General features: G+C 71.3%; 21 protein-coding genes and 5 tRNA genes. 19 read left to right on the forward strand and 7 right to left on the reverse strand.

Going from position 1 to position 19,520, the window contains the following annotated elements; genetic code table 11:
• A partial coding sequence (locus G3I53_RS31460; protein WP_164337680.1) for a nitrate- and nitrite sensing domain-containing protein occupies positions 1 to 2,213 on the reverse strand: 2,213 nt, incomplete at its 3' end.
• A gap of 604 nt (positions 2,214 to 2,817) precedes the next feature.
• On the opposite strand from G3I53_RS31460, the gene G3I53_RS31465 reads away from it, so the two are divergent.
• The 9 genes from G3I53_RS31465 (at position 2,818) to G3I53_RS31505 (ending at position 6,919) form a co-directional block, all read left to right on the forward strand.
• On the forward strand, positions 2,818 to 3,006 hold the full coding sequence (locus G3I53_RS31465; protein ID WP_164337681.1) for a hypothetical protein: 189 nt from the start codon (positions 2,818 to 2,820) through the stop codon (positions 3,004 to 3,006).
• Between the two features lie 139 nt (positions 3,007 to 3,145).
• Complete coding sequence (locus G3I53_RS31470) at positions 3,146 to 3,931, forward strand: fumarylacetoacetate hydrolase family protein (protein WP_164337682.1); 786 nt, start codon at positions 3,146 to 3,148, stop codon at positions 3,929 to 3,931.
• Positions 3,924 to 5,414, forward strand: a complete 1,491-nt coding sequence (gltX, locus tag G3I53_RS31475; RefSeq protein ID WP_164337683.1) for a glutamate--tRNA ligase — start codon at positions 3,924 to 3,926, stop codon at positions 5,412 to 5,414. The genes G3I53_RS31470 and gltX overlap by 8 nt, the downstream gene beginning before the upstream one ends.
• Positions 5,415 to 5,559: 145 nt before the next feature.
• Positions 5,560 to 6,291, forward strand: coding sequence for an HAD family hydrolase (locus tag G3I53_RS31480; RefSeq protein ID WP_164337684.1), 732 nt, complete (start codon positions 5,560 to 5,562; stop codon positions 6,289 to 6,291).
• A 90-nt stretch (positions 6,292 to 6,381) separates the two neighbouring features.
• Positions 6,382 to 6,453, forward strand: a tRNA-Gln gene (locus G3I53_RS31485).
• Between the two features lie 40 nt (positions 6,454 to 6,493).
• Positions 6,494 to 6,566 (forward strand) — tRNA-Glu (locus tag G3I53_RS31490).
• Positions 6,567 to 6,653: 87 nt separating this feature from the next.
• Positions 6,654 to 6,726: transfer RNA gene (locus G3I53_RS31495), tRNA-Glu, on the forward strand.
• Positions 6,727 to 6,747: 21 nt separating this feature from the next.
• Positions 6,748 to 6,819 (forward strand) — tRNA-Gln (locus tag G3I53_RS31500).
• 27 nt (positions 6,820 to 6,846) lie between these two features.
• Positions 6,847 to 6,919: transfer RNA gene (locus tag G3I53_RS31505), tRNA-Glu, on the forward strand.
• 389 nt (positions 6,920 to 7,308) lie between these two features.
• Here the strand turns inward: G3I53_RS31505 and ndgR are convergent.
• A complete protein-coding gene (ndgR, locus tag G3I53_RS31510) occupies positions 7,309 to 8,022 on the reverse strand; it encodes an IclR family transcriptional regulator NdgR (protein WP_164343030.1) in 714 nt (237 codons plus the stop codon).
• 214 nt (positions 8,023 to 8,236) lie between these two features.
• Here ndgR and leuC point away from each other — a divergent pair, with 214 nt between their 5' ends.
• The 4 genes from leuC to G3I53_RS31530 all read left to right on the forward strand — a co-directional run bounded on the left by leuC (position 8,237) and on the right by G3I53_RS31530 (position 11,553).
• A complete protein-coding gene (leuC, locus tag G3I53_RS31515; protein ID WP_164439012.1) occupies positions 8,237 to 9,667 on the forward strand; it encodes a 3-isopropylmalate dehydratase large subunit in 1,431 nt (476 codons plus the stop codon).
• A gap of 6 nt (positions 9,668 to 9,673) precedes the next feature.
• Positions 9,674 to 10,267 carry a 3-isopropylmalate dehydratase small subunit gene (gene leuD, locus G3I53_RS31520; protein ID WP_164439013.1) on the forward strand — a complete coding sequence of 198 codons (594 nt, stop codon included), beginning with the start codon at positions 9,674 to 9,676 and terminating at the stop codon, positions 10,265 to 10,267.
• A gap of 274 nt (positions 10,268 to 10,541) precedes the next feature.
• Positions 10,542 to 10,772, forward strand: a complete 231-nt coding sequence (locus G3I53_RS31525) for a hypothetical protein (protein WP_164338313.1) — start codon at positions 10,542 to 10,544, stop codon at positions 10,770 to 10,772.
• A gap of 136 nt (positions 10,773 to 10,908) precedes the next feature.
• A complete protein-coding gene (locus tag G3I53_RS31530; protein WP_164338314.1) occupies positions 10,909 to 11,553 on the forward strand; it encodes an HU family DNA-binding protein in 645 nt (214 codons plus the stop codon).
• A gap of 130 nt (positions 11,554 to 11,683) precedes the next feature.
• On the opposite strand, the gene G3I53_RS33500 is transcribed toward G3I53_RS31530, so the two are convergent.
• Complete coding sequence (locus G3I53_RS33500) at positions 11,684 to 11,887, reverse strand: hypothetical protein (RefSeq protein WP_164338315.1); 204 nt, start codon at positions 11,885 to 11,887, stop codon at positions 11,684 to 11,686.
• A gap of 10 nt (positions 11,888 to 11,897) precedes the next feature.
• Positions 11,898 to 12,536: a 2-phospho-L-lactate guanylyltransferase gene (gene cofC / locus G3I53_RS31535; protein WP_205078182.1), complete on the reverse strand. Its 639-nt coding sequence runs from the start codon at positions 12,534 to 12,536 to the stop codon at positions 11,898 to 11,900.
• Positions 12,537 to 12,694: 158 nt separating this feature from the next.
• On the opposite strand from cofC, the gene G3I53_RS31540 reads away from it, so the two are divergent.
• The 3 genes from G3I53_RS31540 (at position 12,695) to G3I53_RS31550 (ending at position 15,794) form a co-directional block, all read left to right on the forward strand.
• Positions 12,695 to 13,525, forward strand: coding sequence for a lysophospholipid acyltransferase family protein (locus G3I53_RS31540; protein WP_164334637.1), 831 nt, complete (start codon positions 12,695 to 12,697; stop codon positions 13,523 to 13,525).
• Positions 13,522 to 14,532: an NAD(P)H-dependent glycerol-3-phosphate dehydrogenase gene (locus G3I53_RS31545; protein ID WP_164334636.1), complete on the forward strand. Its 1,011-nt coding sequence runs from the start codon at positions 13,522 to 13,524 to the stop codon at positions 14,530 to 14,532. The genes G3I53_RS31540 and G3I53_RS31545 overlap by 4 nt, the downstream gene beginning before the upstream one ends.
• Before the next feature lie 104 nt (positions 14,533 to 14,636).
• Positions 14,637 to 15,794, forward strand: a complete 1,158-nt coding sequence (locus G3I53_RS31550; protein ID WP_164334635.1) for a D-alanine--D-alanine ligase family protein — start codon at positions 14,637 to 14,639, stop codon at positions 15,792 to 15,794.
• 48 nt (positions 15,795 to 15,842) lie between these two features.
• Here the strand turns inward: G3I53_RS31550 and G3I53_RS31555 are convergent, their stop codons facing one another.
• Both G3I53_RS31555 and G3I53_RS31560 read right to left on the reverse strand, forming a co-directional pair.
• The gene (locus G3I53_RS31555) at positions 15,843 to 16,343 is read right to left on the reverse strand and encodes a DUF3515 domain-containing protein (RefSeq protein WP_164334634.1); all 501 of its coding nucleotides are present in this window, start codon (positions 16,341 to 16,343) and stop codon (positions 15,843 to 15,845) included.
• A gap of 20 nt (positions 16,344 to 16,363) precedes the next feature.
• A complete protein-coding gene (locus G3I53_RS31560; protein WP_164334633.1) occupies positions 16,364 to 16,597 on the reverse strand; it encodes an Lrp/AsnC ligand binding domain-containing protein in 234 nt (77 codons plus the stop codon).
• 206 nt (positions 16,598 to 16,803) lie between these two features.
• Here G3I53_RS31560 and G3I53_RS31565 point away from each other — a divergent pair, with 206 nt between their 5' ends.
• Together G3I53_RS31565 and thiD are read left to right on the forward strand one after the other, a co-directional pair.
• Positions 16,804 to 17,769 carry a thiamine-phosphate kinase gene (locus tag G3I53_RS31565; protein WP_164334632.1) on the forward strand — a complete coding sequence of 322 codons (966 nt, stop codon included), beginning with the start codon at positions 16,804 to 16,806 and terminating at the stop codon, positions 17,767 to 17,769.
• Entirely contained in the window at positions 17,766 to 18,590 is an 825-nt protein-coding gene (gene thiD, locus G3I53_RS31570) for a bifunctional hydroxymethylpyrimidine kinase/phosphomethylpyrimidine kinase (protein WP_164334631.1), read from the forward strand. The genes G3I53_RS31565 and thiD overlap by 4 nt, the downstream gene beginning before the upstream one ends.
• 104 nt (positions 18,591 to 18,694) lie before the next feature.
• Here the strand turns inward: thiD and rpmB are convergent, their stop codons facing one another.
• Positions 18,695 to 18,880 (reverse strand): 50S ribosomal protein L28, encoded by a 186-nt coding sequence (gene rpmB, locus G3I53_RS31575; protein WP_003993230.1) that lies wholly within the window; start codon positions 18,878 to 18,880, stop codon positions 18,695 to 18,697.
• A 267-nt stretch (positions 18,881 to 19,147) separates the two neighbouring features.
• On the opposite strand from rpmB, the gene G3I53_RS31580 reads away from it, so the two are divergent.
• On the forward strand, positions 19,148 to 19,520 hold a 373-nt coding region (locus G3I53_RS31580; protein ID WP_164439014.1), incomplete at its 3' end, for a DAK2 domain-containing protein.

Below are 19,520 nucleotides of genomic sequence, written 5' to 3' on the forward strand. Positions count from 1 at the left end.
GCCGCCGCAGCCGCGGCGGCGGGACCGCCGGCGCCCTGCTGGCCCGGCATGCCCTGCGGCTTCTTGCCGCCCTGGGCGACGTCGACGGGCAGCATGACCAGCGCGGTCGTGCCGCCGGAGTCGGACGGGCGGAGCTGGATGCGGATGCCGTGGCGCTGCGACAGACGGCCGACCACGAACAGACCCATGCGGCGGGAGACGGAGACGTCCACGGTGGGCGGCGAGGCGAGCCGCTCGTTGATCGCCGCCAGGTCCTCGGGGGACAGGCCGATACCGGTGTCGTGGATCTCGATCAGCACGCGGCCGTCGGGCAGCGCGTGACCGGTGACCTTGACCTTGGTCTGCGGGGAGGAGAACGAGGTCGCGTTCTCCAGCAGCTCGGCGAGCAGGTGCACGAGGTCGTTGACGACCCGGCCGGCCACTTCGGTGGTCGGCACCGAGGACAGCTCGATGCGCTCGTACTGCTCCACCTCGGAGGCGGCGGCACGGAGCACGTCGACCAGCGGGACGGGGCGGGTCCACCGGCGGCCCGGCTCCTCACCCGCGAGCACCAGGAGGTTCTCACCGTTACGGCGCATGCGGGTGGCGAGGTGGTCCAGCTTGAACAGCGAGGACAGCTGGTCCGGGTCGGCCTCGCGGGACTCCAGCTCGGAGATCAGCGACAGCTGGCGCTGGATCAGACCCTGGGAGCGGCGCGAGAGGTTGGTGAACATCGCGTTGACGTTGCCCCGCAGCAGGGCCTGCTCGGCGGCGAGGCGGACCGCCTCGCGGTGCACGTCGTCGAAGGCCGCGGCCACCCGGCCGATCTCGTCCCGGGAGTGCACACCGACCGACTCCACGGACGTGTCCACGTCCTGCGGGTCGGACTCGGAGAGCTGCTTGACCAGCTCGGGCAGCCGTTCCTGGGCCACCTTGGTCGCGGTGTCCTCCAGGCGCCGCAGCGAGCGGATCATGGAGCGGGCGACGACGAACGCGCCGACCAGCGAGACACCGAGCACCAGCAGGATCAGCGCACCGGAGATGATCGCGTCGCGCTCGGTGGCGCTGCGCAGCTCACGGGCCTTCTGTTCCATCTCCTCGAGCAGCGTGTGCTCGATGTTCTTCATCTGGAGGATCTTGGTGCCGCTGTCGTCGAGCCAGTCGCGGTAGGACCGCTTGTCCATCGTCTTCAGGCCGTCCCTGTTCGTCAGGGCGCGGCGGGCGTACGTGTCGGTGGCCTGGATGGTGCTGTTGCCCTCGGTGATGGGCAGGAGCAGCTCGACGGCGTCGGCCTCGCCGTAGACCGTCTTGAACGCGGCGGTCTCGCTCTTCTCGCTCTGCTGCGCCGACTCGGCGTAGAGCCGGTCGTTCTCCGAGAGGTCGCCGAAGGTGGTGTTGCTGGCGGGCAGCGCCGCCGCCAGGATCGCGCGCTGGACCGACGCGTACTCCTTGGCCGCGGAGAACGAGGCCAGTGCGCGCGTGCGCTGGATCATGTCGGGGTTGCTGGTGGCCTCCGCCATGTCCTGGGAGATGTCGACCAGGTTCTCGATCAGGCGGTGGTACGACTCGACGGTCTGGGTGGCGTTGCGCTCCTGGGCGAACGCCCCGTTGCGCGTCTTGCTGAGGTCGCCGAGCTGTCCGGCGATCTGCACCAGGTTCTCGCGGACGCCCTGGAGGTTGCCGTCCTCGCTCGCCCGGTCGATCTGCTCGGAGCTGTCGAGGAAGTTCTTCAAGGCCCGGTCGGTCTTCTCCCGGAATCCCTTGACCGAGAAGTCGGTCGGCTTGGCGCCGTGCGCCAGCGGGCCAGCCGACTGGTCGCGCTCCTCCTGGAGCGCGGCGGCCAGTTCGGTGGCCTGCTTGGTCATGTCCGTCAGCAGCTTCATGTTGTCGAGCTGCTGGATGTCGTCCATGGACTGGTTGATGCGCAGGGCGCCCAGCGAGGTGGCCGCGACCACCGGGAGCGCGAGCAGCGACACCAGTCGGGTGGAGATGCGCCAGTTGCGCAGGGCTATTCGAGGCCCGGGGCCCGAAGGTTCCTTCGACGGCCGTGCCGGTGCCGACTCCGCCGGTCCCCCGGGCGCGGACGCGCCGGGGCGGTCGCCGCCGTCGCCGGACACGGGCCGGCCCGGAATCTGGGCGTGCTGGGGCGAGGAGCTGCCTGGCATGGCGCCAGTCCCGCCGTGCGGCTCCGGCTCCGCCGAAGCGCTGCCATCCCTCTTGAAACGTCCCTGCACTAGCGTCGCAACCTCTGGACCAGGCACCTCTCCGCGTGAACGGTGAGGCACGGTGTCGGCGTCATAGGGGCGCCCTGAATACGCCCCCGTGGTGGTCGTGAGTGACCGGCGCGGGTTCCCCCATCTCGCCGCCACTCGGCGCGTCGGTGCGCCCCCTGTGCGCCGGCTCGATCCTGCGGCGGTCCGAGGAATTCCAGCACAGTGCAGGATCTCCAACAAGGCCCGTGAACCGAGCCGTGACATACGTGACACCGAGTGAGTGAGCTATTACCAGTCGTGGACCAGGATTCGGGGCGGAACGGGCAGATTCCCGCGAGTCGCCCGAGAGGCCCGAGTGTCCCAGTCGCCATGATCGGGAGCGGAATGAGGGCTTCAGGTGTCGAATGTCCGTTTCGACGGCAGGGGGTAGCGGTCCGGATTGACCGAAATGCCCTTCACGTCGTGAGCAAACTCACACCCGGATCATGGCGCTCCGCCGCCGTCGGCGGGGAATTGAATGTTTAGCCTGGCGCTTTACAGAGATGGCAAATCCGTCAACCAGCGCCCTAACCGGGGCCCTTCGGGCCCGGTGGACGCCCACGAGCAGAACAGGGTCAAGTAAACAGTGAAGACGACGACGATGTTCCTCAAGATCGCCAACCCGCGGCGCACGACGCTGGCCCACCTCGACGGTGCCGACGAGCTGCAGACGCCGGCCCAGCTGGAACACACCGTCGAACTCCCGGCCCGCACTGCCAACCCCAAGCGCACCGTCCTCATGGAGATCCCGGTCGCGGCCGCCGCCGCGCACTGACACCGACACCGGTCAGTACGCACCCCGGGCGCCCCTCGTTCAGCGGGGCGCCCGTCGCTGTGCGTGGGGAACCGGCCCCCCGCCGCGTTAGCCTGGGGCGTCAGACTCCAGCCGGCTCAGTCAAGGGGACAGGCATCCCGTGCGCATCGCCAGATTTTCCATCGACGGGAACGTCGCCTTCGGTGCGGTCGAGGGCGACCGGCAGGACGAACTCGTCCTGAACATCATCAAGGGCATCCCGTTCGCCGACTTCGAGCTCTCCGGCACCAGGGTCCCGCTCGGCAAGGTCCGGCTGCTGCCCCCGGTCCTGCCCAACAAGGTCGTGGCCTTCGGCCGCAACTACGCCGAGCACGCGAAGGAGATGGGCAACGAGGTCCCCGACGCCCCCTTCGCCTTCTTCAAGCCCGCCACCTCGGTGATCGGCTCCGGCGACGAGATCCAGTACCCCTCCTTCTCCCAGGAGGTGCACCACGAGGCCGAGCTGGCCGTGGTCATCGGGCGGATGTGCCGCGAGGTCCCCCGCGAACGCGTCAAGGACGTGGTCTTCGGCTACACCTGCGCCAACGACGTCACCGCGCGCGACGTCCAGCGGCGCGAGAAGCAGTGGGCCCGGGCCAAGGGCTTCGACACCTCCTGCCCGCTCGGCCCCTGGGTGGAGACGGACCTGGACCTCGCCGCCGCGGGCGACCTGACCATCCAGCTGACGGTCAACGGCGCCCAGCGCCAGCTCGGCCGCACCAGCGAGATGATCCACTCCATCGAGGACCTGGTCGTCAACATCTCCGAGGCCATGACCCTGCTCCCGGGTGACGTGATCCTCACCGGCACCCCGGCCGGCGTCGGCCCCCTCAACGTCGGCGACGAAGTCGCCGTCACCATCGAAGGCATCGGCACTCTCACCAACAAGGTTGTCAAGCGTGGCTAGCGCATCCGGCTCGTCCCCCGTACGCGTCCGTTTCTGTCCCTCGCCCACCGGAAACCCCCACGTGGGCCTGGTCCGCACCGCCCTGTTCAACTGGGCGTTCGCCAAGCACCACCAGGGCACCCTGGTCTTCCGCATCGAGGACACCGACGCGGCCCGCGACTCCGAGGAGTCCTACGCCCAGCTGCTCGACGCGATGCGCTGGCTGGGCTTCGACTGGGACGAGGGCCCCGAGGTCGGCGGCCCCCACGCCCCGTACCGCCAGTCCGAGCGCATGGACCTCTACCGGGACGTCGCGGCCAGGCTGCTGGACGCCGGGCACGCCTACCGCTGCTACTGCTCCCAGCAGGAGCTCGACACCCGCCGCGAGGCCGCCCGCGCCGCCGGGAAGCCCTCCGGCTACGACGGCCACTGCCGCGAGCTGACCGACGCGCAGGTCGAGGAGTACCGCGCCCAGGGCCGCGAGCCGATCGTCCGCTTCCGGATGCCGGACGAGACGATCACCTTCACCGACCTGGTCCGCGGCGAGATCACGTACCTCCCGGAGAACGTCCCGGACTACGGCATCGTGCGCGCCAACGGCGCCCCGCTGTACACCCTGGTCAACCCGGTCGACGACGCCCTGATGGAGATCACCCACGTCCTGCGCGGCGAGGACCTGCTCTCCTCCACCCCGCGCCAGATCGCCCTGTACAAGGCGCTGACCGAGCTGGGCATCGCCAAGGGGACCCCGGCCTTCGGCCACCTGCCGTACGTGATGGGCGAGGGCAACAAGAAGCTCTCCAAGCGGGACCCGCAGTCCTCGCTCAACCTCTACCGGGAGCGCGGCTTCCTCCCCGAGGGCCTGCTCAACTACCTCTCCCTGCTCGGCTGGTCGCTCTCCGCCGACCGGGACGTCTTCTCGGTCGAGGAGATGGTCGCGGCCTTCGACGTCACCGACGTGCAGCCCAACCCGGCCCGCTTCGACCTCAAGAAGTGCGAGGCGATCAACGCCGACCACATCCGGATGCTCGACGTGAAGGACTTCGCCGAGCGCTGCCGCCCGTGGCTGAGGGCCCCGCACGCCCCCTGGGCCCCCGAGGACTTCGACGAGGCGAAGTGGCAGGCGGTCGCCCCGCACGCGCAGACCCGCCTGAAGGTGCTCTCCGAGATCACCGACAACGTCGACTTCCTGTTCCTGCCGGAGCCGGTCTTCGACGAGGCGTCCTGGAACAAGGCGATGAAGGAGGGCTCCGACGCCCTGCTGCGCACCGCCCGGGAGAAGCTGGAGGCCGCCGACTGGTCCTCCGCCGAGTCCCTGAAGGAGGCCGTCCTGGCCGCCGGCGAGGCCCACGGCCTCAAGCTGGGCAAGGCGCAGGCCCCGGTCCGCGTCGCGGTCACCGGCCGCACGGTCGGCCTGCCGCTCTTCGAGTCCCTGGAGGTCCTGGGCAAGGAGAGGACGCTGGCCCGCGTCGACGCGGCCCTGGCGAAGCTCACGGCGGCGTAGTCCGCGCACGCACCCGGTCGGGGGCGGCAGCCGGTGCGGCTGCCGCCCCCGACGCGACGGCACCGGGCCGGCGCGTACCGGGGCGCCCCCGTCCGCCCCCGGAAGCCCCTGCCCGCTCCCGCCCGGGACGGGTACGGTCGGTGTCATGGTGATCCGGGCCGTCGTCTGGGACGTGGACGACACACTTTTCGACTACACCACCGCCGACCGCGAGGGCATGCGGACGCACCTGACGGCCGAGGGGCTCCTCGCCGGCCCCGGGTCGGCCGACGAGGCGCTGGCCCGCTGGCGGCGGATCACCGAGGAGCAGTGGGCGCGCTTCGCCGCCGGCGAAGTGGACTTCGTCACGCAGCGGCGCGACCGCACCCGGGTCTTCCTGGGGCGGGAGATGACCGACGGCGAGGCCGACGCCTGGTTCCTGCGCTATGTGACGCACTACGAGTCGGCCTGGAGCCTCTTCCCGGACGTGCTGCCCGTCCTCGACGCCCTCGCCGACAGCCACCGCCACGCGGTGCTCTCCAACTCCAGCCTCCACGTCCAGGACCACAAACTGCGCGTGCTGGGCGTGCACGACCGCTTCGAGGCCATCCTCTGCGCCGCCGAGCTGGGCGTCTCCAAGCCCGAGCCCGGCGCTTTCCTGGCGGCCTGCGAGGCGCTGGAGCTGCCCCCGCGGCAGGTGGCGTACGTGGGGGACCACCCGGAGATCGACGGCCGGGGCGCCGCGGACGCCGGACTGCTGTCGGTGTGGATCGACCGCTCCGGCAGCCACGCGGCGGTCGAACCGCCCGAGGGTCCGCGCCGCATCGCCTCGCTTGACGAACTCCCGGCGGTCCTCGGCGCCCCTACTCGTTTTGGAGCCCCGTCCTCCTTCGGGTAATGTTCTTCCTGCGCCGCGGGGCGCCGGTCACCAGGCCGGAACCCCAGGCGCACAGCTAGAACAAGATCCCCTCCGGGGCTTGCGTTCCAGTGGCCTATGGTGTAATTGGCAGCACGACTGATTCTGGTTCAGTTAGTCTTGGTTCGAGTCCAGGTAGGCCAGCTCGCAGAGCTCATCTGCACCGCGGATCACACGTCCGCAAGCCCCCGTTGTGTAGCGGCCTAGCACGCTGCCCTCTCAAGGCAGTAGCGCCGGTTCGAATCCGGTCGGGGGTACAGATCCATCCCGCGAAGGCAGTCAGGGTCGCTCCCGCTGCCGTCACGGTGACAACACCCGGCCACGGCCGGGTGGGGATCGCCAGGGCCCCCGTTGTGTAGCGGCCTAGCACGCCGCCCTCTCAAGGCGGTAGCGCCGGTTCGAATCCGGTCGGGGGTACTGACTGGTCTAAACCATCATTGGTCTATGGTGTAATTGGCAGCACGACTGATTCTGGTTCAGTTAGTCTTGGTTCGAGTCCAGGTAGACCAGCAGGATCTGCGGCAACGCGTGATCCAGGCCCCCGTTGTGTAGCGGCCTAGCACGCCGCCCTCTCAAGGCGGTAGCGCCGGTTCGAATCCGGTCGGGGGTACACGAGCCGAAAGCCCTCCACCTCGGTGGGGGGCTTTCGCGTGTTCCGGCTCACTCGCGGACGCCACCGTCGGCTCCACCTGGTCCGGGGAGGCGACAACTCCCCGTACGGACGCATCGGTTCGGCGTAGAAGGAGGAGCCGCATCGGCGCAGGTGCTCCCCTGTGCACGCCCCGCGCACGGCCCACCACACAGCGTGGACGTCCAAGAAGCCTGCGAGTCGGTCCACGCCGACATGCCGGCCTTCGGACTCGCCGCCTCGCACGCGCAGGTGCCGCTGAACGGAGCGCGCCGCCGGCTGCGGCCGGCGGCGCGTGACGCCGGGGGAGGGCCCGCCGCGGCGTTGAGGCGGGCCCTCCCCGACGGTCGGGGGAACGGGACGGGGAAGGGTCAGGAGCGGCGGAGCGCCTCGGAGAGGCGCGCGGCCGCGTCGATCACGGCCTGGGCGTGCATGCGCCCCGGGTGCCGGGTCAGGCGCTCGATGGGGCCGGAGACGGACACGGCGGCGACCACGCGGTTGGAGGGGCCCCGCACCGGCGCGGAGACGGACGCGACGCCGGGCTCCCGCTCGCCGATCGACTGCGCCCAGCCGCGGCGCCGCACGCCCGACAGCGCCGTCGCCGTGAAGCGGGCGCCCTGCAGGCCGCGGTGCAGCCGCTCCGGCTCCTCCCAGGCGAGCAGGATCTGCGCCGAGGAACCGGCCTTCATCGTCAGGGTGGATCCCACCGGCACCGTGTCCCTGAGCCCGGACAGGCGCTCCGCCGCGGCGACGCAGATGCGCATGTCGCCCTGGCGGCGGTAGAGCTGGGCGCTCTCCCCGGTGACGTCCCGCAGGTGCGTGAGCACCGGGCCGGCCGTGGCGAGCAGGCGGTCCTCACCGGCCGCCGCGGCCAGTTCGGCCAGGCGCGGGCCGAGGATGAACCGGCCCTGCATGTCGCGCGCCACCAGACGGTGGTGTTCCAGCGCCACGGCCAGGCGGTGGGCCGTGGGTCGTGCCAGTCCGGTCGCCCCGACCAGTCCCGCGAGGGTGGCCGGGCCGGACTCCAGAGCGCTCAGGACGAGGGCCGCCTTGTCCAGAACGCCGACGCCGCTACTGTTGTCCATGAAACGATACTTGCGTCTCACTCTGTGAAACGCAAGTTCAATTTTCCGTGGAACCCGCCACTCTTGAAACACGGAAGCAACGCGGCCCGTGCACCCGAGCGTGGACATATGGGCCTGGGGGCGGACGCCCGGTAACCAGGGGATGCGGGCGCCCCGTCTCCGCACAGATCTCTAGTTGGGCCGGCGCGCCCGCGTGCCGGCCGGAGGGAAAGCGATGGGTAGGACACTCGCGGAGAAGGTCTGGGACGACCACGTCGTCCGGCGCGCCGAGGGCGAGCCCGACCTCCTCTTCATCGATCTGCACCTGCTGCACGAGGTGACCAGCCCGCAGGCCTTCGACGGTCTCCGCAAGAGCGGCCGCCGGGTGCGCCGCACCGACCTCACCATCGCCACCGAGGACCACAACACCCCGACCCTGGACATCGACAAGCCGATCGCCGACCCGGTCTCCCGGGTCCAGCTGGAGACGCTGCGCAAGAACTGCGCCGACTTCGGCGTCCGGCTGCACCCGCTGGGCGACGTCGAGCAGGGCGTGGTGCACGTGGTCGGCCCGCAGCTGGGGCTGACCCAGCCCGGCATGACCGTCGTCTGCGGCGACTCGCACACCTCCACCCACGGCGCCTTCGGCGGCCTGGCCTTCGGCATCGGCACCTCCCAGGTCGAGCACGTGCTGGCCACCCAGACGCTGCCGATGGCCCGCCCGAAGACGATGGCGATCACGGTCAACGGCGAACTGCCCGACGGCGTCACCGCCAAGGACCTGATCCTGGCGATCATCGCGAAGATCGGCACGGGCGGCGGCCAGGGCTACGTCCTGGAGTACCGCGGCGAGGCCATCGAGAAGCTGTCGATGGAAGCCCGGATGACCATCTGCAACATGTCGATCGAGGCCGGCGCCCGCGCGGGCATGATCGCCCCCGACGAGACCACCTTCGCCTACCTGGAGGGCCGCCCGCACGCCCCCAAGGGCGAGGAGTGGGACGCGGCCGTCGCCTACTGGAAGACGCTCAGGACCGACGAGGACGCCGAGTTCGACGCCGAGGTCGTCATCGACGCCGCCGAGCTGTCCCCGTTCGTCACCTGGGGCACCAACCCCGGCCAGGGCGCGCCGCTTTCGTCGTCGGTCCCCGACCCGGCATCGTACGAGGACGCCTCGGAGCGCTTCGCCGCCGAGAAGGCCCTGGAGTACATGGGGTTGGAGGCCGGGCAGCCGCTGCGCTCCATCACCGTGGACACCGTCTTCGTAGGTTCCTGCACCAACGGCCGCATCGAGGACCTGCGCGCCGCCGCGGACATCGTCAAGGGCCGCAAAGTCGCCGACGGCGTACGCATGCTGGTCGTCCCCGGTTCGGCGCGGGTCGGTCTGCAGGCCGTCTCCGAGGGCCTGGACGTGGTCTTCAAGGAGGCCGGGGCCGAGTGGCGGCACGCGGGCTGTTCCATGTGCCTGGGCATGAACCCCGACCAGCTCGCCCCCGGTGAGCGCTCCGCCTCCACCTCCAACCGCAACTTCGAGGGCCGGCAGGGCAAGGGGGGCCGCACCCACCTGGTGTCCCCGCAGGTCGCCGCGGCCACCGCGGTCCTCGGTCACCTGGCCTCCCCGGCCGACCTCGCCGCCACCGACGCCCGTACGCCCGCTGGAGTCTGATCAGTCATGGAAGCATTCACCACCCACACCGGCCGGGCCGTCCCGCTGCGCCGCAGCAACGTCGACACCGACCAGATCATCCCCGCCCACTGGCTCAAGAAGGTGACCCGGGACGGGTTCGAGGACGGGCTGTTCGAGGCCTGGCGCAAGGACCCCGAGTTCGTGCTCAACCGCCCCGAGCGGCAGGGCGCCACCGTGCTCGTCGCGGGCCCCGACTTCGGCACCGGCTCCTCGCGCGAGCACGCCGTCTGGGCGCTGCAGAACTACGGCTTCAAGGCCGTGATCTCCTCCCGCTTCGCCGACATCTTCCGCGGCAACTCGCTGAAGAACGGCCTGCTCACCGTGGTCCTCGACCAGAAGACCGTGGACGCGCTGTGGGAGCTGACCGAGGCCGACCCGACCGCGGAGATCACCGTCGACCTGGAGTCCCGCGAGGTGCGGGCCGAGGGCGTCACCGCGGCCTTCGAACTCGACGAGAACTCCCGCTGGCGGCTGCTGAACGGCCTCGACGACATCTCCATCACCCTGCAGAACGAGGCGGACATCTCCGCCTACGAGGCGCGGCGCCCCTCCTTCAAGCCGCGCACGCTCGCCGGCTGACCGTCCGGCCGCGAAGTCCCCGCGGCAGGTCGACTTTCGGCCACCGAAACGCCCGTCCGTACCCCCGATCGGCCCGATCGGGGGTACGGCCGTTTCTGCACCCGTTCGGCCGCTCCTGCTCCCCATGGGGCTCACAACTTCCCACGTTATGACGGATGTTGCCTGGGTACACGTGTCATGTGCCCGTGACCACCGGCTGCGCCAGGACGGCTGTCAGAGGCGGCAGTTGCCCCCTGCGGGGGCGACAACTCGCCCCAGATGGCACAATCTGTGCATGGAACACGACGGCCAACTCGAGCTCTATGCGGCGGTCGCGGTCCGGCTCAAGGAAGCGCATGCAAGGGTGCGCGCACTGCAAGTCCCGGAGGGCGTACGGATGGCGCTGACCCGGAAGCTGCTGGTCATTACGGCCGCGGCCAAGCACGATCTCGCCACTGCGGCAAGGCGTCTGGAGCGGTTCATCGCGGACCTCGACGAGGGGCGATTCCCCGAAGCGGAACGCTGAACCAGCCGAGACAACCGAGTTCGTTGCGGCACAAGGGTGATAAGCCCGTTTCGTGTTTGATTTGCGGTATATATCTGCCTAACGTGCGAAAACGCTTGAACAGATTCGTTCCGGCGATGTCTCCGAAGGGGAAGACGTGAACAAGGCGCAGCTCGTAGAAGCGATTGCCGACAAGATGGGCGGCCGGCAGCAGGCCGCCGACGCTGTCGACGCGGTACTGGACGCCATCGTCCGCGCCGTGGTGGCGGGAGACCGGGTCTCGGTCACCGGCTTCGGCTCGTTCGAGAAGGTCGACCGTCCGGCCCGCTACGCCCGCAACCCCCAGACGGGCGAGCGGGTTCGGGTCAAGAAGACCTCCGTTCCCCGTTTCCGGGCAGGCCAGGGTTTCAAGGACCTGGTCAGCGGGTCGAAGAAGCTCCCGAAGAACGACATCGCCGTGAAGAAGGCCCCCAAGGGCAGCCTGTCCGGACCGCCCCCGACCATCTCCAAGGCCGCCGGCAAGAAGGCCGCGGCCAAGAAGGCGACGGGCGCGGCGAAGACCACCACGGCCCGCAAGACGGCGGCGAAGAAGGCGACCACCGCCAAGACCGCGGCGGCGAAGAAGACCACCGCGAAGAAGGCACCCGCCAAGAAGACCGCGACCACCGCCAAGACCACCGCGGCGAAGAAGACCACCGCGAAGAAGGCACCGGCGAAGAAGGCCACGGCCAAGAAGGCCCCCGCCAAGAAGTCGACCGCCCGCAAGACCACCGCCAAGAAGACCACCGCCCGCAAGAAGTAGCCACGGGCGAGCGGCACTCACGCGCCGGGCCGGACTCCGTCATGGAGTCCGGCCCGCGGCGTGTCCGGGCACCGCCCCGGCAACCCGGGGCCGCTCCGGGCCGGCCTCGAAGGGTGTACGCCGGGCGCCCTCAGAAGGTGTACAGGGTCACCAGCGTGATCCGCCGGTCCTCGCCCTCGCCCTCCGTCTCGACGCGCACGCGCTGCCCGGGCCGCAGCAGCCGAAGTCCCCCCGCGTCGAACGCCGGGGCGTCGAAGGGCACCGGTGTGCCGTCGTCCAGCAGCACCTGTCCGCTGCGGCTCGCCGGGTCGTAGGTGTACGCGGTCGCCTGCATGACCGGCAGCCTACTGCCCGGGAATCAGCAGGCGCGCGGCGGCCGCGGCCGTGCGGGGCCCCACCCCCAGGGCCAGGGCGGCCCGCAGGTCCTCGCCCGTGTCCACGTCCTGCCGCACGGAATCCACCCCGTCGGGGCGCAGTTCCACCGCCCCCGACGCCCGGTGCCGGGCCCGGGAGCCGACGCCGAAGCGGGGGAGCAGTTCCTGCCCGGGGGCGGCCGACAACAGGGTCGTGCCGGTGCCCGCCGCATCACTGAGAAAAGCCCGCGGGAAAGCGGAGGCCGTATCGAGGACGCGGGCCAATTCCTCCGGCCGCAGGGCCGGGAGGTCCGCGTTGAGCGCGGCCACCGCGCCGGCCGGGTGCCGGGCGCGCACCAGCGCCGCCCCGTGCGCGAGGGCGGCGTTCAGACCGGCGCGCGGCTCGTCGGGGACGACTCCCGCGCCGAGGGCGGCCAGGGCGCGGCCGGCGGGGACGTCGTCCGTGACGACCACCACACCCCGCACCGCCGGGCACGCCAGCGCGGCCGCCACCGTGTCCTGGGCGAAGGCGAGGGCCAGACCGGGCCGCAGCCCGTCGTCCGCGGTGTCCGAGAGCCTGCTCTTGGCCTGGGCCAGCGGCTTCAGGGGTACCACCAAGGTCCACTGCACGAGTGTTACGTCCCTCTCTTGTCCCGGCCATTGTCCCCCGCCGCCCCCGGCACCGGGCCCGCCGGGGCGTACCGTGTTCTCGACAGACCGGCGGCCCGGGGCGACACTTGTGCGGCCCGCCTGGCCTCCGGGTCCGGGCCCTAGAGGAAGGTGTCCTTGTGCCGCGCCGCAGAATCGGCTTCTGGTACCGCTTCGCCGCGGTGATCTGCAAACCGCCGCTGGTGGTACTGATCAAGCGCGACTGGCGCGGAATGGAGAACATTCCGGCCGAGGGTGGATTTATCACCGCGGTGAACCACAATTCGCACATCGATCCCTTCGCCTACGCGCATTTCCAGTACAACACCGGACGCGTTCCGCGATTCCTGGCGAAGAGCGGGCTTTTCAAGAAGGGATTCGTCGGCGCCGCCATGCGCGGCACCGGCCAGATCCCCGTGTACCGCGAGAGCACGGACGCCCTCAGCGCCTTCCGCGCCGCCATCGACGCCGTGGAGCGCGGCGAGTGCGTCGCCTTCTACCCCGAGGGCACCCTCACCCGCGACCCCGACGGCTGGCCCATGACCGGCAAGACCGGCGCCGCGCGCGTGGCCCTGCAGACCAGGTGCCCGGTCATCCCGGTCGCCCAGTGGGGCGCCAACGAGATCCTGCCGCCCTACGCCAGGAAGCCCCGTCTGCTGCCCCGCAAGACCCACCGCGTCCTGGCGGGGCCGCCGGTGGACCTCGACCGCTTCTACGACCGGGAGATGACCCCGGAGCTGCTCAAGGAGGCGACCGAGGCGATCATGGCCGCCATCACCCGGCAGTTGGAGGAGATCCGGGGCGAGAAGGCCCCCGCGACGCCCTACGACCCGCGCCGGGAGCGCGTGGAGCAGCGCCGCAAGACCCGGGCGCAGACGCGGGGCGCGGACCCGCGGCAGAACCGGGTACGGGGAGGACGGACGGCGCCGGACGGCAGGGCCGCCGCGCGCGAGGAAGGGCTGGGTTCGTGAGCAAGACCGTCAAGGCCGCCGTGTTCGGCACCGGATCCTGGGGCACCGCGTTCGGCATGGTGCTCGCCGACGCCGGCTGTGACGTCGTGCTGTGGGGGCGGCGCCCGGAGCTCGCCGAAGCGGTCAACTCCACCCGTGCCAACCCCGACTACCTGCCCGGCGTGGAGCTGCCGCGGAACCTGCGGGCCACCACGGACGCCGCCGAGGCCGCCAAGGACGCCGACTTCACCGTCCTCGCGGTCCCCTCGCAGACCCTGCGCGGCAACCTCGCCGACTGGGCGCCGCTGCTCGCCTCCGACACGGTGCTGGTGTCGCTGATGAAAGGCGTCGAACTCGGCTCCGCCATGCGGATGAGCGAGGTCATCGAGGACGTCGCCGGGGTCGGCGCCGACCGCGTCGCCGTGGTCACCGGCCCCAACCTGGCCCGTGAGATCGCCGCCCGCATGCCCGCCGCCGCCGTCGTCGCCTGCACCGACGAGAGCGTCGCCCGGCGCCTCCAGACCGCCTGCCACACGCCCTACTTCCGGCCCTACACCAACACCGACGTCGTCGGCTGCGAGCTGGGCGGCGCCGTGAAGAACGTGATCGGGCTGGCCGTCGGCATCGCGGACGGCATGGGCCTCGGCGACAACGCCAAGGGCTCGCTGATCACCCGCGGTCTCGCCGAGACCACCCGGCTCGGAGTGGCCCTGGGCGCCGACCCGCTGACCTTCTCCGGACTCGCTGGCCTGGGCGACCTGGTGGCGACCTGCTCCTCGCCGCTGTCGCGCAACCACACCTTCGGCACCAACCTCGGCAAGGGCATGACGCTGCAGGAGACCATCGCGGTCACCAAGCAGACCGCCGAGGGCGTCAAGTCCTGCGAGTCGGTGCTGGATCTGGCCCGCCGGCACGACGTCGACATGCCGCTCACCGAGACGGTCGTCGGCATCGTCCACGAGGGCAAGCCGCCCGTGGTGGCCCTCAAGGAGCTGATGTCGCGCAGCGCGAAGCCCGAACGACGCTGAGCGACGGCCGGCCGGGCGGCGCCGGGCGACCGGGCGACTTCGCCGTTCCCGCGGCGTTGCGGGCGCTGTGTCGGGGCACCGCCAACGGGTAGTCTCGTCGCGATATGAGCACCGAGAACCTCCCCCAGAGCCCCGAGCAGCCGCCGCGCAAGCCGCGCGTGGCCGTCGTGTTCGGCGGGCGCAGCTCCGAACACGGGATCTCCGTGGTCACCGCGGGCGCCGTCCTCAAGGCCATCGACCGGACCAAGTACGACGTCCTGCCGATCGGCATCACCCAGGACGGCCGCTGGGCCCTCACCGCCGACGAACCCGAACGCATGGCCATCGTCGACCGCAGGCAGCCCAGCGTGGACCAGCTCGCGGAGTCCGCCGACGGCGGTGTGGTGCTCCCCGTCGACCCGGCGAACCGCGAAGTCGTCTACAGCGAACCCGGATCGGTGCCCAAGGCGCTCGGCGAGGTCGACGTCGTCTTCCCGGTGCTCCACGGCCCCTACGGGGAGGACGGCACCCTGCAGGGCCTCCTGGAGCTCTCCGGCGTCCCCTACGTGGGCTCCGGGGTCCTCGCCTCGGCCGTCGGCCAGGACAAGGAGTACATGAAGCGGGTGTTCTCCTCCTTCGGGCTCAAGGTCGGCCCGTACGTGGTGATCCGGCCTCGCGAGTGGGAGCGCGACGAGCCGGCGGCCCGCAAGAAGATCGTCGACTTCGCCGGTGAGCACGGCTGGCCGCTGTTCGTGAAGCCCGCCCGCGCGGGCTCGTCCATCGGCATCACCAAGGTGGAGGACCTCGCCGGCCTGGACGAGGCGATCGCCGAGGCGCAGCTCCACGACCCGAAGATCCTCGTGGAGGCCGCGCTGCAGGGCCGCGAGATCGAGTGCGGGGTGCTGGAGTTCGAGGACGGGCCGCGTGCCTCGGTGCCCGCGGAGATCCCGCCGCCCGACGCGCACGCCTACTACGACTTCGAGGCCAAGTACATCGACTCCACGCCCGGCATCGTGCCCGCCCCGCTGACCGACGAGCAGACCGCCGAGGTCCGCAGGCTCGCCGTCGAGGCGTTCGACGCGGCCTCCTGCGAGGGGCTGGTGCGCGCGGACTTCTTCCTCACCGCGGACGGCGAGTTCGTGATCAACGAGATCAACACCATGCCCGGCTTCACGCCGATCTCCATGTACCCGCAGATGTGGCAGGCCACGGGCGTCGGCTACGCGGAACTGGTGGACCGACTGGTGCAGGCGGCGCTGCGCCGCTCGACCGGCTTGCGCTGACCGGCGCGGGCAGCGGCCCCGAGGGCCGTCCCCCGCCCGGCACGGTGCTCAGGAGGCGATCCCCTCGGGGATCGCCTTCTTCACGGCCGGGGCCAGGTCGATCAGGACGCCCGTGCCGTCCCGCCCGCCGGTGACCCGTACCTCCACGTAGGCCTCCCGGTTGGCGGTCGTGAACCGGTGCGCGTCGCCGTCCTCGGTCTCCATCAGCCAGTCGACGCCCTCCACGCCGCCCGCGACGGCCGTGGGGTCGTGACCGCTCGCCACCTTGGGGTCGGTCATCTTCGGGGGCCGGGTGACACCGCACCGCAGTATGATCGCCACGCCGCCCCAGCCCGCGGTCAGTTCGGACGCGGGTTCGGGATCGTCGCGCTTCTCGCCGTCCACCTCGTCCGGCAGGACCTTGTCCAGGTTCCGGCACAGTTCGGTGACCTTCGCGTCCGGACGGGGAACCGCCACGGACGCGCCGTCGTCTGCCGAGGAGCAGCCCGCGACGGAGAGCAGCGCGACGAACGCGGGCAGGACGGCGAACCGGTGACGGAAGGACTTCACCGGCTCAGGGTAGACGGGGGCTACAGATGGACGACCGGGCAGGTCAGGGTACGGGTGATGCCGTCCACTTGCTGGACCTTGGCGACCACCATGCGGCCCAGGCCGTCGACGGTGTCCGCCTGGGCGCGCACGATCACGTCGTACGGACCCGTCACGTCCTCGGCCTGGATGACTCCAGGGATCTTGCCGATCAGATCCGCGACGGTCGACGCTTTGCCGACCTCCGTCTGGATCAGGATGTACGCCTGTACCACGGAACCTCCACAGCGGCCACGAGGATCATGTGGGGAAAAGGAACGCCACGGTATCGCGTCGCCGCTCGCCACGGGGAGACCCGCGGGGACCGGGCCTTGCGCGCCGGGGGTCAGGCAGGAGAGAAGTTGACGGTCACCTCGACCGTAGCGAGCACACAGAGGACTCGCGACCGGGAACGGACAGGGACAGAAGGGGAGCAAGGGCAATGAAGGGCACTGTTGGTGAGCTCGGGGAGTTCGGGCTCATCAGGGAGCTCACCTCCCGTCTCACCACCACCCCGGCGGTCCGGGTCGGCCCCGGCGACGACGCCGCCGTGGTCGCCGCGCCCGACCGCAGGGTCGTGGCCAGCACCGACATCCTCCTGGAGGGCCGCCACTTCCGCCGGGACTGGTCCACGGCCTACGACGTCGGCCGCAAGGCGGCGGCGCAGAACCTCGCGGACATCGCCGCCATGGGCGCCGTGCCGACCGCGCTGCTGCTCGGCCTCGTCGTCCCCTCGGAACTGCCGGTGACGTGGCCCAGCGAACTCATGGACGGCCTGCGCGACGAGTGCCAGGTCGCGGGCGCCGCCGTGGTCGGCGGCGACGTCGTGCGCGGCGACCAGATCATGGTGTCGATCACGGCGCTCGGCGATCTGCGCAACCAGGAGCCGGTGACCCGGTCCGGGGCCCAGCCCGGCGACCTCGTCGCGGTGACCGGCTGGCTCGGCTGGTCCGCCGCCGGCCACGCGGTGCTCTCCCGCGGTTTCCGCTCCCCGCGCGCCTTCGTGGAGGCCCACCGGCGTCCCGAACCCCCGTACCACGCGGGCCCGGCCGCGGCCGGACTGGGCGCGACCGCGATGTGCGACGTGAGCGACGGGCTGATCGCCGACCTCGGGCACATCGCGGAGGCCAGCAAGGTGCGCATCGACGTCCGCTCCGGGGCGGTCGACATCCCGTCCCAGATGAACGACATCGGCCAGGCCGTCGGCGTCGACCCCATGCAGTGGGTGCTGACCGGGGGAGAGGACCACGCCATCGTGGCCACCTTCCCGCCGGACGTGAAGCTGCCCGCCCGCTGGAAGGTGATCGGGGAGGTGCTCAACCCCTCGGCGCTGCCCCAGGTGACGGTCGACGGGGCGCCCTGGACCAGCAAGGGCGGCTGGGACCACTTCGGGGACATCGAGTCATGAGCGCCGCGACCGCACCGCCCCGGGTGCTGACCGTGGCCGGGTCCGACTCCGGCGGCGGGGCGGGCATCCAGGCGGACCTGAAGACCATGCTGGCCCTCGGTGTGCACGGCATGAGCGTGCTCACCGCGGTGACCGCGCAGAACTCCCTCGGTGTGCAGGGCGCCTGGGAGCTGCCCGTGGAGGCGGTGCGGGCCCAGTACCGCAGTGTGGTGGACGACATCGGCGTGCAGGCGGTCAAGACCGGCATGCTCGCCTCGGCCGACCTCGTGGAGACGGTGGCGGACCTGATCGCGGGCACCGGCGTGCCCGCGGTCGTGGACCCGGTGGGGGTCTCCAAGCACGGGGACGCGCTGCTGGCCGCGTCCGCGCTGGACTCGGTGCGCATGAAGCTGCTGCCGGCGGCGACCGTCGCCACTCCCAACCTCGACGAGGTGGAGCAGCTCACCGGCGTCCGCGTGCGCGCGGAGGAGGAGATGCGGCGGGCGGCCGACGCGGTGCTGGAGTTCGGCCCGCGCTGGGTGGTGATCAAGGGCGGCCATCTCGCGGGCGAGGCCGTCGACCTGCTGACCGACGGCACCGAGGAGCACTGGCTGCGCGCCCCGCGCCACGACAACCGGCACACCCACGGCACGGGCTGCACCCTGGCCTCGGCCATCGCCTCGGAGCTCGCCAAGGGCCGGCCGGTGCCGGAGGCGGTGGCCGCCGCGAAGGCGTACGTCACCGGGGCGCTCGCCGCCGGGTTCGCCCTGGGCGGCGGCATCGGCCCGGTGGACCACGCCTGGGCCTTCCGGCAGCCGGACACGGACCCCGGCCGGGCCTGAGCCGCGCCGGCCGGGCGCCGGAGCACGGCAAAAAGCCGGTCCACCGGGAGGTGGACCGGCTCAGTGCGGCGAAACCGGATGTGGCCGCGCGCTCAGCGGAAGCGTCAGCGCGAGACCTTGCCGGCCTTGATGCACGAGGTGCAGGCGTTCACGCGCTTCGGCGTCCCGCCGACCACGGTACGCACACGCTGGATGTTCGGGTTCCAGCGACGGGACGTACGGCGGTGCGAGTGCGAGATGTTGTTGCCGAAGCCCGGCCCCTTGCCGCAGACGTCGCAGTTGGCAGCCACGGGTCACTCCAAAGACTTCAGATGCACTTACGGTTGATCCCGGCATGCCGGGATCAGGATCCAGGAACTCCGGGGAGCTCTTGGGGATCCGGGTGGCGTTGCCAGGGGGAAGGCCCGATCGGATCGGGCAACCGGAGCAGCATACAACGGCTGCACCCGTAGAACGAAACTACCATGACGGCCCCCGCCCCCCGCCCGGCCCTCCTGGGGCGCCCGCACCCCCAAGGTCTACGCTGCGTGCCACGTCCAGCAGCTCAGGGAGGCGCGGTGGCGCAGGTGCCGCAGACATTCTTCGATGCTCTCGCGGTGCGTGCGTGGTGCGGCCTCGCGCTGGAGGCACTCGGGCGGGCGCGCGAGGAGATCGACGCGATCAACGTCTACCCCGTCGCGGACGGGGACACCGGGACGAACCTCTACCTCACCGTCGAGTCCGCCGCCGCGGCCGTCGAGGCCGTGTTCGAGGGACACGAGGCCGGAGCCGCGACGGGCGCCGGCGCCGCCCCCGGCACGGGACCCACCCTGGCCGACGCCGCGCGGGCGATGGCCCACGGCGCACTGATCGGCGCGCGCGGCAACTCCGGCACGATCCTCGCCCAGCTGCTGCGCGGCATGGCCCAGGTGCTCGCCGGGGACGAGGCGG

Origin of the sequence: Streptomyces sp. SID14436 (assembly GCF_010548465.1) — a bacterium.
GTDB lineage: Bacteria > Actinomycetota > Actinomycetes > Streptomycetales > Streptomycetaceae > Streptomyces.